Annotated in this window: 15 protein-coding genes; 6 read left to right on the top strand and 9 right to left on the bottom strand. The window is 69.1% G+C overall.

Annotated features, from left to right (window positions below; genetic code table 11):
- Positions 1–106 precede the first annotated feature (106 nt).
- Positions 107–535, bottom strand: a complete 429-nt coding sequence (locus tag OG254_RS45330) for a hypothetical protein (protein WP_405593596.1) — start codon at positions 533–535, stop codon at positions 107–109.
- Between the two features lie 167 nt (positions 536–702).
- Between OG254_RS45330 and OG254_RS45325 the strand changes: the two genes are divergently transcribed.
- Positions 703–1,086, top strand: coding sequence for a peptidase inhibitor family I36 protein (locus tag OG254_RS45325; protein ID WP_405593595.1), 384 nt, complete (start codon positions 703–705; stop codon positions 1,084–1,086).
- Between the two features lie 233 nt (positions 1,087–1,319).
- Positions 1,320–2,678: a glutamate decarboxylase gene (locus OG254_RS45320; protein WP_405593594.1), complete on the top strand. Its 1,359-nt coding sequence runs from the start codon at positions 1,320–1,322 to the stop codon at positions 2,676–2,678.
- 22 nt (positions 2,679–2,700) lie between these two features.
- Here the strand turns inward: OG254_RS45320 and OG254_RS45315 are convergent, their stop codons facing one another.
- Together OG254_RS45315 and OG254_RS45310 are read right to left on the bottom strand one after the other, a co-directional pair.
- A complete protein-coding gene (locus tag OG254_RS45315) occupies positions 2,701–4,050 on the bottom strand; it encodes an oxidoreductase (protein ID WP_405593592.1) in 1,350 nt (449 codons plus the stop codon).
- 98 nt (positions 4,051–4,148) lie between these two features.
- Positions 4,149–5,087: an alpha/beta hydrolase gene (locus tag OG254_RS45310; protein WP_405593591.1), complete on the bottom strand. Its 939-nt coding sequence runs from the start codon at positions 5,085–5,087 to the stop codon at positions 4,149–4,151.
- 108 nt (positions 5,088–5,195) lie between these two features.
- Between OG254_RS45310 and OG254_RS45305 the strand changes: the two genes are divergently transcribed.
- Positions 5,196–5,756 carry a TetR family transcriptional regulator gene (locus OG254_RS45305; protein ID WP_405593590.1) on the top strand — a complete coding sequence of 187 codons (561 nt, stop codon included), beginning with the start codon at positions 5,196–5,198 and terminating at the stop codon, positions 5,754–5,756.
- 247 nt (positions 5,757–6,003) lie between these two features.
- On the opposite strand, the gene OG254_RS45300 is transcribed toward OG254_RS45305, so the two are convergent.
- Entirely contained in the window at positions 6,004–6,870 is an 867-nt protein-coding gene (locus OG254_RS45300) for a GNAT family N-acetyltransferase (RefSeq protein ID WP_405593589.1), read from the bottom strand.
- A 501-nt stretch (positions 6,871–7,371) separates the two neighbouring features.
- Between OG254_RS45300 and OG254_RS45295 the strand changes: the two genes are divergently transcribed.
- Entirely contained in the window at positions 7,372–7,767 is a 396-nt protein-coding gene (locus OG254_RS45295) for a DUF3592 domain-containing protein (protein ID WP_405593588.1), read from the top strand.
- A gap of 146 nt (positions 7,768–7,913) precedes the next feature.
- Here the strand turns inward: OG254_RS45295 and OG254_RS45290 are convergent, their stop codons facing one another.
- The 4 genes from OG254_RS45290 to OG254_RS45275 all read right to left on the bottom strand — a co-directional run bounded on the left by OG254_RS45290 (position 7,914) and on the right by OG254_RS45275 (position 9,400).
- Complete coding sequence (locus tag OG254_RS45290; protein ID WP_405593587.1) at positions 7,914–8,063, bottom strand: hypothetical protein; 150 nt, start codon at positions 8,061–8,063, stop codon at positions 7,914–7,916.
- A gap of 85 nt (positions 8,064–8,148) precedes the next feature.
- Positions 8,149–8,343: a DUF5708 family protein gene (locus OG254_RS45285; protein WP_405593586.1), complete on the bottom strand. Its 195-nt coding sequence runs from the start codon at positions 8,341–8,343 to the stop codon at positions 8,149–8,151.
- A gap of 148 nt (positions 8,344–8,491) precedes the next feature.
- Positions 8,492–8,860, bottom strand: coding sequence for a helix-turn-helix domain-containing protein (locus OG254_RS45280; protein WP_405593585.1), 369 nt, complete (start codon positions 8,858–8,860; stop codon positions 8,492–8,494).
- A gap of 141 nt (positions 8,861–9,001) precedes the next feature.
- Positions 9,002–9,400 carry a VOC family protein gene (locus tag OG254_RS45275; RefSeq protein WP_405593584.1) on the bottom strand — a complete coding sequence of 133 codons (399 nt, stop codon included), beginning with the start codon at positions 9,398–9,400 and terminating at the stop codon, positions 9,002–9,004.
- Positions 9,401–9,492: 92 nt separating this feature from the next.
- Between OG254_RS45275 and OG254_RS45270 the strand changes: the two genes are divergently transcribed.
- Positions 9,493–10,482 carry a helix-turn-helix transcriptional regulator gene (locus OG254_RS45270; protein ID WP_405593583.1) on the top strand — a complete coding sequence of 330 codons (990 nt, stop codon included), beginning with the start codon at positions 9,493–9,495 and terminating at the stop codon, positions 10,480–10,482.
- A 54-nt stretch (positions 10,483–10,536) separates the two neighbouring features.
- Here OG254_RS45270 and OG254_RS45265 read toward each other — a convergent pair whose 3' ends face one another.
- Positions 10,537–11,316, bottom strand: coding sequence for a MerR family transcriptional regulator (locus tag OG254_RS45265; protein WP_405593581.1), 780 nt, complete (start codon positions 11,314–11,316; stop codon positions 10,537–10,539).
- 312 nt (positions 11,317–11,628) lie between these two features.
- Between OG254_RS45265 and OG254_RS45260 the strand changes: the two genes are divergently transcribed.
- Positions 11,629–12,399, top strand: a complete 771-nt coding sequence (locus OG254_RS45260) for a DUF3159 domain-containing protein (RefSeq protein WP_405593579.1) — start codon at positions 11,629–11,631, stop codon at positions 12,397–12,399.
- The last annotated feature ends 51 nt before the right edge of the window (positions 12,400–12,450 follow it).

Raw genomic sequence — 12,450 nt, 5'->3', positions numbered from 1 at the left:
CGGCCGGTGCCGTGAACGGCCGTCGGCCGAGTGTTCGGGGAAGAGGGCGGGGGCTGATCGGCTGCCGTTCGCCCATGTCAGGGGCGGGGCTGGGCAGCGGGGCCGATCAGGTCCGCCACACGCCGAAGAGGGCTCGCGCGTGCCCGGCGGAGGAGCCGCTGGGCGCAGGAGGCGTGGTGCCGGGTCGTGTGGAGAGCGCCGGCGCGATGGCATGGCCCACGGACAGGACGTCATGGACCACGGGGAAGGCCAGAGTGACGTCACGAGGAGGCTGCACCGTCGGCTCGTCGCCGCCCCAGCAGTGCGCTCCGCCGTGGTGGGGCGGGGACGACGGTCCGGTGTCCGCCCGGTGCTGGTCGTGCGGCGTCTGCCCGCAGGCGACGGAAGCGACGAGCGGCGTGTCCGCCCGGCCCTGGCCGGTCAGTGTCGGGCCGTGGGCGCAGGCCAGCACATGCACGAGTGCGACCAGCAACAACACGAGCACCGCTCCGGCACGTGACGCGGAGCGGGGGTGTCGCGGGGCTGACACAGCCATGAACACACACCGTAATCGATCACGCACATAACGTTCGCTTCAGTGGCGATGAGAATGCCCGCGCGTCGCGTGACGCCATCACACCCTTGTCCGAATCCGCACTGCGGACCCCGGCTGACTCAAAGCTTCCTGCCGAGCCCGGGATTCCACTGACAGCATCCCGGGCCATGAAGATGCCCAGAAAGCTCACGGCCATCGCTTTCGCCACCCTGGCCATGACGGCCACCGGCGTGGCCATGGCACCATCGGCATCCGCCGCCAAGAGCGACTGCCCCCGAGAGAACGTGTGCGTCTGGAACAACACCAGCTTCTCCGGTCCCCCGACCTGGAGGTCGACGGGCAACCTGTACAACCTGCACTCGGCAGGCGGCCTGTCGATCTTCAACAACGGCGTACGGTACCCGGGCGCCGACCACATCTGGTGGCGGGCCACCTGGTCCACCGGTCAGACCTCGTCCGGCTGCCTGCACTACCCGCCGGACGCCGGCAACTCGTTCAGCCTGTACGGCAACGTGACCCTGAACTCCGCCGTGTGGGGCGGCGAATGCTGACCTGATGGCACATCACCCGCGGGGCGGCAGTGACGCCGCCCCGCAGGCACGGCATCGGCAATCGGCATCGCCCCACCCGTCGCGGCGACAGCCAGTATGGACAAGGGAAATCCAGTTCATCAGTCCGCAAATCGATCACTGGATCGGTGTAATCGGCACGGATGCCGGGCCGCCCGTGGATCTAGCGTCGGAGTGCACGGGGTCACACAGGCCAGAAAGGCATCCACGCACTCATGTCCATCCCGCAAGCCGACGCCATGCCCGCTACCGAGTCCGACCTTCTCACCTCTTCGCCCCGCCCCGACCTCCAACCCACCGACGCCCCCGTGCTGCCGGTCGACGAGCTGCCCGAGTCGGCGTCGTCGCCGGAACTCGTCAGCCGCCGCGTGCGGGACGAGCTGATGCTCGACGGCAATGCCCGGCTCAACCTCGCCACGTTCGTGACGACATGGATGGAGCCACAGGCCCAGCAGTTGATGGCGGAGACCGCGGAGAAGAACCTCGCGGACCGCGCGGAGTATCCGCAGATCACAGCGATGGAGGAGCGCTGTGTGCGCATGCTGGCCCGGCTCTGGCACGCCCCGTACCCGGAGCAGGTCCTCGGCTGCTCCACCACCGGTTCGAGCGAGGCGGCCATGCTCGGCGGACTCGCGCTCAAACGCCGCTGGCAGGACCGCCGCCTCAGCCAGGGCAAGGACACCGCCCGCCCGAACATCGTCATGGGCGCGAATGTCCAGGTCTGCTGGAAGAAGTTCGCCAACTACTTCGAGGTGGAGCCCCGGTTCGTCCCGATGGAACCGGGCCGTTACCACCTCACCCCCGACACCCTCACCGCCCACTGCGACGACAACACGGTCGGCGTCGTGACGGTCCTGGGGTCCACCTTCGACGGCTCCTACGAACCCGTCGCCGACATCTGCATGGCCCTGGACGGGTACCAGTCCGCCACCGGCACCGACATCCCCGTCCACGTCGACGGTGCGTCCGGCGCCATGGTGGCCCCTTTCCTCGACCCGGGTCTCATGTGGGACTTCCAGCTCGAACGCGTCGCCTCCATCAACACCTCGGGACACAAGTTCGGGCATGTCTTCCCCGGCCTCGGCTGGGCCCTGTGGCGCAATTCCGAGGCCCTCCCCGACGACCTGGTCTTCGAGGTCGACTACCTCGGCGGCCGCTATCCGAGCTTCACCCTCAACTTCTCCCGCCCGGGCGCGCACGTGGTCGCTCAGTACTACAGCTTCCTGAGGTACGGCTTCGAGGGGCTACGGAACCTGGCCGCCCAGAACCGGACGACGGCCCGCGTACTCGCCACCCGTATCGAGGCCATCTCCCCCTACGAGCTGGTCACGGACGGCTCGGAACTCCCGGCCTTCGCCTTCCGCCTGGCACCCGGCACGCAGGGCTTCACGGTCTTCGAGGTCTCCCAGGCGATGCGGGCCCGAGGCTGGCATCTGCCGGCGTATGCCTTCCCCGCTCCCTGCCAGGACGTCTCCGTGCTGCGGCTGGTGGTTCGCACCGGATTCACCGCCGAGCTCGCCGGCATGTTCATCGCCGACCTGACCGAGGTCACCAGGCAACTCCACACCACGTGATCCCTGCGCGCGGTGCGCTCGTTCACGCGGGCGTCGGCAGGGTGACGGCTTCGAGCTGGAGGAGCATGCCGAGGATGTCCTCTCCGAACCAGGCTTCCGCGATCCTGCCGCCGGCGACGGCGTAGATGCCGATGCCGAGCCATTCGGCATGACGTCCGGTGGCGGGCGTACCCATGAACGGTCCCGTGTGGGTGCCGCTGTTGGTGAACCGGACGACGACCTTGTCGCCGGACGTGATGACGTCCTGGACGTCGAGGCGCATACCGGTGAAGGCGTCGGCGGCGGACGTCGCCATCATGGTCTTGAACGCGGCGAGACCGCGGACGTCTCCCAGACTGCCGCCGTGCCACCGCAGGTCCTCGGCCCACAGCTCGTCGACCTTCGACAGGTCGCCGCCGTTGACGACCTCGTCCAGGAAGCGACGTACGGCTGTCTCGGGGTCGTTGGCCAACTGTCCCAGGGGGTCTCGCTGCTGGTCGGTGGCGTCGTCGCGGTCGGTGGATCGGCTGAGCTCCGCCCAGGCGGCGTCGCGGTCGGCCAGGGTCCTGGCCGCGGCGCGGGCGTAGGCCAGCGCCTCGGAGCCGAGCACCAGCCGCGGCGGCGGCTCGGGCAGGTCCACGAGCCGGGTGACGACCTGGGCGACCTTCGCCGGGTCACCAAGAGCGTTCTCGCCGGCGCCGGCCATGGCGGCAGCGACGAGGCCGACGGTTCCGGCGTACGGCTCGGACGTGGCGGGGACCGTCATCGACGAGCCGGCCCAGTCGGTCCGCATCCCGCCCGGCTCGATCGTGGTGACCTTGATGCCCAGCGGTGCGACCTCGGAGGCGAGGACCTCGGTGAAGCCGTTCACCGCCCACTTGGCGGACTGGTAGGCGGACAGGCCGGGAGTGGCCACCCGGCCGCCGACCGAGGACACCGTGATGATGTGTCCGCGGCCCTGCTCACGCAGGACCGGCAGCGCGGCCTTGGTGACATTGACGACCCCGAACAGGTTCGTGTCGATCTGCGCGCGGAAGGCGTCGAGGGTGCTGTCCTCCACCGAGGCCAGGTCGGCGTAGCCGGCGTTGTTGACCAGGACGTCGAGGCTGCCGAACTCGGTCACCGCGGTCTGCACCGCGGCGACGGCGGCGTCGGAGTCGGTCACGTCGAGGCGGACGGCGAGCAGTCGGCCGGGAAAGTCGGCGGCCAGGTCGTCGAGTTGCTCGGCGCGCCGGGCCGTCGCCACCACGCGGTTGCCCTGCCTCAGCGCCGCGAGGACGATCTCACGGCCCAGGCCGCGGGAACTTCCGGTCACGAGCCACGTCCTGGGCTTGTCAGTGGTCATCGTCTCGGTCGTGTCGGTGGTCATTGCCTCGGTCGTGTCGGTGGTCATTTTCGGTACTTCCTTCCGGCTACGGCTGTCGGCCCCTGGAACAGGGGGCGTGATGGTGGGCGTGGGCGTGGGTGGTCCGGACACGGGGCGTCGTCCGGTCAGGCGTACGCCTTCCGGAGGTGCTCGCCGATCATCGCGATGGCCTCTCGCGCCACCTCGACCGGCGGGAAGTGGGTGAATCCGTGATCGACGCCGTCGAATTGACGGTGTGTCACCTGCACGCCCCGCTCGGCCAGATCGGCGGCCAGGGCGTTCATCTCGTCCCGGAGGGTGTCGTATTCGGCGGTCAGGACCAGCGTCGGCGGGAACTCGGCGAGCCGGGAGTAGCGGTTGGGGGACGCCAGCAGCGATGTCAGGTCGACGCCCTTGAAGTAGGTGCGCTGGATCAGATCCACCAGCTGCGGCGGCACGACCGGATTCCGCTTGGCCGAGGTGCGCGCGGAGGGCGCGAGCGCCATGTCGGCAGCGGCGTACTCGGCAGTGACGGCGACCGGCAGGCGACCGCCGTCGTCGATCGCCATGGTGACGACGCTCAGGGCGTGCTTGCCGCCGGCGCTCGGGCCACCCACCGAGACACGGTCGCCGTCCCAGCCCTGGGACTGCGCATTGGCCTGGATCCAGCGGAAGACGTCGTAGGACTGCTCCTCGGAGACCGGGAAGCGGACCTTGGGGGCGGTGTCGTAGTCCGGGATGAGGACGTATGCGCCGACCTCGGAGGCCAGGTAGCGGGCGACGTTGTCCTCCTGCATCGGCACCCGGACGATGAACCCTCCGCCGTGCACGATCAGATGCACCGGAGGCCGCCGGCCTGCCGCGTGCCACGCGGCGACGGACTCGGCGGTGGGTGAGTACAGCAGCGTCCTGACGTTGCCGTGCCGGGTCGGGACGGTGATGCGCTCGGGCTTCGCGATGGGCTTCGTCGCGAACTGCACCCGGCTGCCCGCCGACTGGTACCGGAACATCGGCCGGAACACGAGCTGAAGGGCACGGGCCGAAAGGGTCGAGCGGAGGTCGATCACCGGGTCGCTGCCGAGCATGAGGATCTCCTTCTCATCGGGCCGGATTTTTTCTAACCGGTTAGTTGAAAACGTAGATCCGACTCCCCCGATTTGTCAACCAACCAGTTAGAAAACTAAGCTCGCCCCATGCGCTACGACGCCGAAGCCACCCGGGCCCGCCTCCTTGACGCCGCTCTCACCGAGTTCTCCGCCTACGGCCTCGCCGGGGCGCGGGTCGACCGGATCGCCACGGCGGCCGGGTCGAACAAGGCGCAGATCTACCACTACTTCGGCAGCAAGGATCAGCTCTTCGACGCGGCCTTCGAGTCCATCGTCACCACCGTGGTGAGCAGCACCCCTCTGGATGTCCACGACCTGCCCGGCTACGCGGCCCGCCTCGCCGAGCTCTACGACGCACACCCGGCCATCATGCGCATGGCGAGCTGGCAGCGCCTGGAGCGCCCGGACGACGAACCGGTCAAGATGTCGGTGGACAGCGTCCGCCACAAGATCGACGAGATCGCCCGGGCACAGGCCGACGGCGTGCTGCCGGACCACTACCCGGCAGGCGTCCTGCTGACCCTCGTCCTCCACGTCGCCTCGGTGTGGGCCACCGCCACTCCCGAGTTCTCCACGGCGGTGGAGGTCGCCGACGCCGACCGCGCCCGGCACGTCGCCGACGCCGTGGGCCGCCTGCTCGGCCAGTGACACCTAGGGATTCCAGGGATTCCAGGGGTTCCGGGGATTCCGGGGATTCCGGGGATTCCGGGGATTCCAGGGATTCCGGGGATTCCAGGGACTACTGACTTCGGCGCTTGGAGGTGTTGGCTGGTTTGTACGGCCGACTGATGGTCATTTACGCAGAGCCTCGTGCGGCTGCCGCACGAGGCTCTGGCGCTCGCATGGCCGCCGTACGAGGTGCTGCGGCATGGTCAGAAGGTCCGCAGACCCGACGTCAGACCTTCCGGATCCGGTCGGCGATCTCCGGCCTCGCCGCGAACCCGGCCGCCATGTACGTGGCGACGCCGCCGACGTTGGAGCTCGGCGTGCACACGCGCACGCTTGACGAGCCCATCTCCCGCAGTGCGGCCGCCCCCGCGACGGTGATCGCCCGGCCATAGCCGCGGCCGCGGTGGTCCGTGTGGACGCCCATCGGCTCGACCAGTCCTGGTCTCCCCGGGCCGGCCGACCAGACCGTCACCACCGCCGCGGCGTTGCCCTGGTCGTCGTAAGCACCCAGGCAGCGGGCGTCGGCGTAGAACGGTGCCGCGGACATCTTGTGCCGGTACTCGCGCGTGGGCTTCGTGGTGTTGAACGCGGACCGCAGGACGTCGGCGAAGTCCTGCGCCTGCTCCAGGCCGATCTCCTTGATCCGCACGCCGGGGTCCTCCACCGCTTCGGCGAGGTCGCGGAAGAGCGGCGTCCACGGGTCGTCGACGCCCCAGCCCTCCTTGGTCAACAGGTCGTGGAGCAGCAGGCCCTGCGGCGCCTCGATGGACACCGGTCCTTCCGGCAGCACGCCGCGCTCGGGCAGCGAGAAGTCCTCGACGAGCCGCCGCGCCAAGTCCTCGTCCTGGAAAGCGTCGGAAGCGACCGTCATCCGCACGAGCGTCGGCGAATCCAGCATCCCGACGGCGAGGATCCGTCCGTTCCGGCTCCAGGTCCGTACCGCCGCGGCCGTCTCGGCCGTTCCGAACCGGTAGTTCCAGCCGATGTCCCCGGGATGCAGCTGCATCGGCGTTCCGTCGTGCTGCCACTCCCGCAGCGCCGCACTGGCCTCGCGCACTCCGTCGACCGTCGGCGTCCTCAGCACAATCGTCATAGCCGGGATCAGACACCCCGTCTCGGTGGCGGGCAACCGATTAACTGACCAGGCGCTTCAAGGTGTTGGTGGCGGGAGGCCGATGGCGAGTCCGGTCCCGGCGAGGAAGCCGTCGGGGGCGTCGGGGCGGTACCGGAGGCCCTTGAATCGGTTGAGTCGCTTGCGCACGAGCGCGGCGAGTCGGTCGAGGGCAGCGCCGGCGAGGTTCGCGAGGCTGTTTCGGCAAGCCGGTAAACGCGACGGAACCGAGCGGCAGGGTCGTCGCGGCGCCCACGGGCTGAACCGCGCCACGAACTTGTCCACCACCACGCATCCCGTGCGGTCGGACGTTGATCTCGACGCGTTCGCCCCCGAGTTGGCGCTGCGGCTTTCCGGCTTCTGGACCTGTGCGCCACCCTGCCTGCTCCTTTGCACCAGGAACCGCCGCTGATCAGCGGAGCGTCTCATTCCTGGGCATGAGCGGGACGAAGCGCACGGCGAGGCTCTGAAGGAGAGACGCTGATGGATTTGGTGGTGTTCCTGGTGATCGGTCTGGCCGCCTTGGGGTACGGCGTCTATGAGGCCGTACTCCTCTACCGCTTGCGGCGCCACGGGATCCGCACCAGGGGCTTGGTGGCCCGCTACGAGTCGAGTTCCGGCACCGCAGGAAGTGGCCACAGCACACGCGCGGTGGTCACATTCGTCGACGACGAGGGCTACATGCACGAGTTTCGGGACCGGGAAACGGCGCGCTCGGACCTGCGCGTGGGGGGTCCGGCCCCGGTGATCTACCTTCCCAGCGCCCCGGGGGCCGCGCGGATCGACATGCCCTGGAGAAGGTTGTGGACAATCGTGCCGAGCCTCGCTTTCGGCTGTCTGTTCGCGGGCCTCGCGCTCTGGGAGCTCGTCCGCCGCTGAGCCGACACACAGGAGCAGTCCGTTCGCGCCGCACAGGTTGCGCATCCGGGGGCTCGAACGAGCCTTAGCCCTGAAGTGCTCCCTAACGAGCTGCCCCGCGATTGATGTTGGGGTGTATTGGCCTGGCGGTTCGGCTGATGCGTGATTCAGGAGGCCGCCGGGCGGACGGGCGGGAGTTCGGGGCTTGGCTTGTGCCGGGTGGCCCTGCGGGCGGCGCGGTCGGAGACCAGCTGGGACATGGCCGCGCGGGCCTGACTGAGCATCACACCCCAGACAACTCGCCCGGCCTTCGCCATGTCCCCACCTGTGACCAAGATCAATCGCGCGGCAACCCGTCAAGGCAGCGCGGTCCAAGCGGAATGCCGCTGCCCGGCCTTCCGGTTACTCCACACTCCGCGCGCTGAACGCCTGGTACACGCCGTAAAGCAGTTGTATGCCACCGATAGCGATCAGCACCACGCCCACCTTCGTGAGCGTAAAGACGGGAATGTGGACATCCTCGGTGAACAAGCCCAGCGCAATTCCGATGACGGCGCAGACTGCGCCCTCGACTATGTTCTTTGAGGCGGGAGCCACGGTAGCTGATCTCCTTGAGGTCGCTTCGTCCCTGGCGCCCAGGGCTGTTGCTCGCCCACAACTCTAGGTGGGCACGCGGGGCACAACCTCGACCCGCCGGATGAGATGCCCACTACACACTTCGATGGATCGGAAGTCGCGGTCTTCGTCATGTCACGGCCGCCCCAAGATCAATCGTGGGGAGGCCCGTAAGGATCCGACCGACTCGGTGTGATCCCGTGGGGACGAAGAAGGCAACGGCCCGGTGCCGGAAGGCGACCGCGGTCACGGCCTTCTCATCATCCAGGGCCTCGGTGCAGGCGAGCCGGGAGTGGTCGTCGAGCGCCGAATGCAGGTACGTGTATCCGACCTTGCCGGTGCCGGGACCGGTGCGTGGCGGGCGGGAGGAGTGGTCGAGCAGTCCGTTCTCGCCGTGTGCTCGCCGGCGGGCGTACCACTTGGCCGGACAGCTGCGGGAGATCCCGGCTTCCGCAGCGACGTGGGCGATCGGACGTCCGGCGTCGATCCGCAGGCACAAGCGAAGACGTCCTTCTGAGGGCAGCGGTGCGTTCCCCTGCCCCCGGCTGGTGGCGCTCCTGGACTCGGCGGCCGCGTTCACCCGGAGCCCCTGGGATCTCAGGGCTCCCGTGTGAGCGGCTGTGAGCGGCTGTGCGAGGCGTCAGCGTGCGAACTTTTCGATGGCCGCCGGGGTGACGGGGGTGAAGAAGTTGACGAGGTTGCCGTCGGGGTCGCGGAACAGCAGCGATCGGTTGCCCCAGGGCATCGTGGTGGGCTCGTTGACGAAGTCGGTGACGAAGCCGGTCAGGTTCCGGTGAACGCGGTCCACGTCGTCGACGAGGAACTCGGTGATCACGCTGTGGTTGTCCGCCGGGCGGGCAGAGCCTGGGGCGAACAGGGGGACGGTGCGGGTGCCAGCGATCGCGAGGGTGGCGCTCGGGGTCTTGAGTTCGGCGAAGTCCTCGGTGGCCCACATCGCCCGCACTCCTGTGGCTCGCTCGTAGAACTCGACGAGACGCGCTACATCGCTGGTGATGATGCGGATCGAGACGAAGTCCATGGGAATCTCCTTGGCTGTGTGAAGGCGTGCACGTCGCAGGCTAGGAGGAATAGTGGACAGAATCGGTCCTCTATTCGCGTTAGGCTGCGAACATGCCTCGCCCCACTGGCCGCGTGCTGACACTCCTGGAGCTGCTGCAGTCGGGCGGCACCCGGACCGTGGCCGAACTCGCCGACCGGCTCGGCGTCCAAGGGCGCACCGTGCGGCGGTACGTGGACCAGCTGATCGACCTCGACGTGCCCGTGGAATCGGTGCGCGGCCGCTACGGCGGGTACCGGCTCGCCCCCGGGTACCGCTTGCCTCCGCTCATGCTCAGCGACGACGAGGCGCTGGCCGTGCTGCTCGGCCTGGTCGCCGGCCGCCGGGCAGGGCTGACGACGACGCAGCACACGGCGAACGAGACGGCATCAGCCAAGATCCGGCGGGTGCTGCCCAAGCACATCGCCCGCCGGCTCGACGCATTCCTGGAATCCCTCGCCTTCACGGAACAGCCCGGAGAGTTCCACACCCCGGGCGCCGAGGTCCTGCTCACCCTCGCCGATGCGGTGCGCCACCGCCGACCGGTCTCGATCCGCTACACCGACCGCGACGGCCGGCGCAGCGAACGCACACTGCACGCGTACGGGATCGTCACCCATTCGGGCCGGTGGTACGTCACGGGCACGGACCCCGAGATCGGCGAGGACCGAACCTTCCGGCTCGACCGCATCGCAGACGCCCGGACCCTGCCCGGCTCATTCGAAGCGCCGGCGGGTCCCGATCCGGCACAGCGCGTGTTGTCAGGGTTCGCCACGGCCAATTACCGGCATGAGGTGACCTTGCGGATCCACGGGACCGTCGAGCAGATCCGCGCCCACCTTCCCGCCAGCGTCGCGAGCCTGGAGGAGCACGAGCCCGCGGCATGCGAGGACCGGACGACCGAGCGCTGGCTGCGCGTTGAGCTGCGGGCGGAGCGGCTCGACTGGTTGCCTCCGGTACTCGCCTCGCTCGACCGGCCGTTCGTCATCGAGCGCCCCGGCGAACTGCGCGAACTCGTCGTCGAGCTCGCCGATCGCCTCGCGTCCTACGCCCGCCAAGCCTGACAGCGAGGAACCAATGCCATGAGATGGCGCAGCTAGGGCACAGCTACGGCACAGCTACCGACTCGCCGATTTCTCGCTCGGGTCCGCCGGTCGCGAGGCCGGAGTCCGTCGCGCTTCGGCCAGGAGGATGCCAAGCCGGCGCAGGACATCCGCCTGGGCTTCGTTGTAGATCTCCTGGAAGGCGCTGTTGACGGTCTTCTTCGCGTACTTCTCGCCGAGCGGGGCGTCGGCGGACAGTGTGCTCAGCCCCGGGTTCTGCCGCCACAGCTCCAGCACGTAGGCGACCAGGTCCTCGGCCACCTCGGCGCGGGTCTGCTCGTCGGCGTCGGCGGGCAGCTGTGCGAAGGCGTCGCCGGCGGGATCCTCGACGGGGTTTCGCATGAGGTCGGCGTAGGCCGCGGTGCCCTTCGGGCCGAGCACCCTGCTCATCACGGTGACGAACGAGCGTTCCGCCTCGGACATGGGTGTGTCGACCGCGGCCGTGGCGAACTCCGGCGGCAGGTCGGTCGGAACCGACTTCTTCAGGATGAAGCCGAGTTCCATCCTGGCCCGCTGCAACCGTTCGATGGTGGCCGCGAGTTCGGCGTCGAGCGCACGCAATGCTTCCTCCGGATGTTCGTCGGCGGCGCCCATCTCGGCGATCTGGGACAGCGAGAACCCCAGGTCGACCAGGCGCTTGATGCGCAGCAGCCGGACGAGATGGGCGACGCCGTACTGCTTGTAGCCGTTGGCGCGGCGCACCGGCTCGTCGAGCAGGCCGACCTCGTGGTAATGCCGCACCGCTCGCAGGCTCGTGCCCGCCAGCTCGGCGACCTCACGCGTGCTCCATGCCATGGCCCGCACTCCGTTCCGACTGCTCGGGTGTCGGCGACTGCTCGGGCATCGGCCGGCCGCCCCGACTCACGTCATCCGAAACCATGCCGTCGCGGCATGGTCAAGCGCGACCGGCTCTCGCCAAGCGCGCCCCCCCGCCCACCCCGGCGGGCAGCGACCTGCGTCGCATTCCAGCGGCTTGAGTGTGCCGCGGCGGCACGGTTTCTCATGGTCTTCAGCGCACCGACGGCACGGATCTACGACCAGGTTCCGCCCGCCGCTGACCGCCAATCGCCGCCCCCCGCACTCTCGTACGCCACCTGGGAGGACGCCATGACGACGACAGACCATCTCACCCGTACCCACGACAGCCGGGAAGACACCATGACCGAGAACGACCGCGCCGAGCAGACGTCGGTCGAGCCCGGGGCACAGAGCCAGGCGGACGGGAAACCGTTCACCAGCCGGGCGCACGAGGCCGAGCCGTCCGCCGGCCAGGCGCACGACAAGCTGTTCGCCCAACTCGGCGGTACCAAGGGGATGGTGTACACGGCGATCCCGATCACGGCGTTCGTCGCGGCCAACGCCGCCCTCGGACTGCCCCTCGCGATCGGCATCGCCCTCGCGGTGGCCTTGGCGCTCACCGTGTGGCGGATGGCGCGGCAGGAACCGTACATCGCGGCATCCGGCGGTCTCTTCGGCGTCGTGGCCGCCGGCGGCATCGCGGCGTGGACCGGCTCGGCGGGCGGCTTCTTCCTGATCGGAATCTGGGCCAGTTTCGCGGGCGCGGTGCTCTTCCTGGCCTCGCTGCTGGCCCGCAGGCCGGTCACCGGCCTGGTGTGGAACGCGCTGCACGGCAACCGCCACCCATGGCGAAGCGACCGCCCCAGCCTGCTGGCCCACGACATCGCCACCACCACCCTGACCGCCCTCTTCGGGGCTCGTTTCGTCGTCCAGCAGTGGCTCTACGAGAACGACTCCACGGGCTGGCTGGCCCTCGCCAAGGTCGGCATGGGCACGCCGCTGCTCGCGCTGGCGCTGCTGGTCGTCTTCTGGGCGTTCCGCCGCGCGACCAAGCGACTCGTCCAGCCGACCGACCACTGAGACAGCCGACCACTGAGACAACCGAGTGCCGAGCCGACCGACTACTGAGCC

It is taken from the genome of Streptomyces sp. NBC_01092 (genome assembly GCF_045039535.1).
GTDB lineage: Bacteria > Actinomycetota > Actinomycetes > Streptomycetales > Streptomycetaceae > Streptomyces.
The sequence above is the reverse complement of the archived record's forward strand: the minus strand, read 5'-3'. Positions and strand labels throughout refer to the sequence as shown.

What these genes read in the sequence shown, in the direction of transcription:
- OG254_RS45290 (WP_405593587.1), bottom strand. Translation starts at nt 8,063, where the DNA reads ATGGCGAAGGCCGGGCGAGTTGTCTGGGGTGTGATGCTCAGTCAGGCC.
- OG254_RS45325 (WP_405593595.1), top strand. Translation starts at nt 703, where the DNA reads ATGAAGATGCCCAGAAAGCTCACGGCCATCGCTTTCGCCACCCTGGCC.
- OG254_RS45270 (WP_405593583.1), top strand. Translation starts at nt 9,493, where the DNA reads ATGCCTCGCCCCACTGGCCGCGTGCTGACACTCCTGGAGCTGCTGCAG.
- OG254_RS45305 (WP_405593590.1), top strand. Translation starts at nt 5,196, where the DNA reads ATGCGCTACGACGCCGAAGCCACCCGGGCCCGCCTCCTTGACGCCGCT.
- OG254_RS45320 (WP_405593594.1), top strand. Translation starts at nt 1,320, where the DNA reads ATGTCCATCCCGCAAGCCGACGCCATGCCCGCTACCGAGTCCGACCTT.
- OG254_RS45295 (WP_405593588.1), top strand. Translation starts at nt 7,372, where the DNA reads ATGGATTTGGTGGTGTTCCTGGTGATCGGTCTGGCCGCCTTGGGGTAC.
- OG254_RS45310 (WP_405593591.1), bottom strand. Translation starts at nt 5,087, where the DNA reads ATGCTCGGCAGCGACCCGGTGATCGACCTCCGCTCGACCCTTTCGGCC.
- OG254_RS45265 (WP_405593581.1), bottom strand. Translation starts at nt 11,316, where the DNA reads ATGGCATGGAGCACGCGTGAGGTCGCCGAGCTGGCGGGCACGAGCCTG.
- OG254_RS45315 (WP_405593592.1), bottom strand. Translation starts at nt 4,050, where the DNA reads ATGACCACCGACACGACCGAGGCAATGACCACCGACACGACCGAGACG.
- OG254_RS45260 (WP_405593579.1), top strand. Translation starts at nt 11,629, where the DNA reads ATGACGACGACAGACCATCTCACCCGTACCCACGACAGCCGGGAAGAC.
- OG254_RS45330 (WP_405593596.1), bottom strand. Translation starts at nt 535, where the DNA reads ATGGCTGTGTCAGCCCCGCGACACCCCCGCTCCGCGTCACGTGCCGGA.
- OG254_RS45275 (WP_405593584.1), bottom strand. Translation starts at nt 9,400, where the DNA reads ATGGACTTCGTCTCGATCCGCATCATCACCAGCGATGTAGCGCGTCTC.
- OG254_RS45300 (WP_405593589.1), bottom strand. Translation starts at nt 6,870, where the DNA reads ATGACGATTGTGCTGAGGACGCCGACGGTCGACGGAGTGCGCGAGGCC.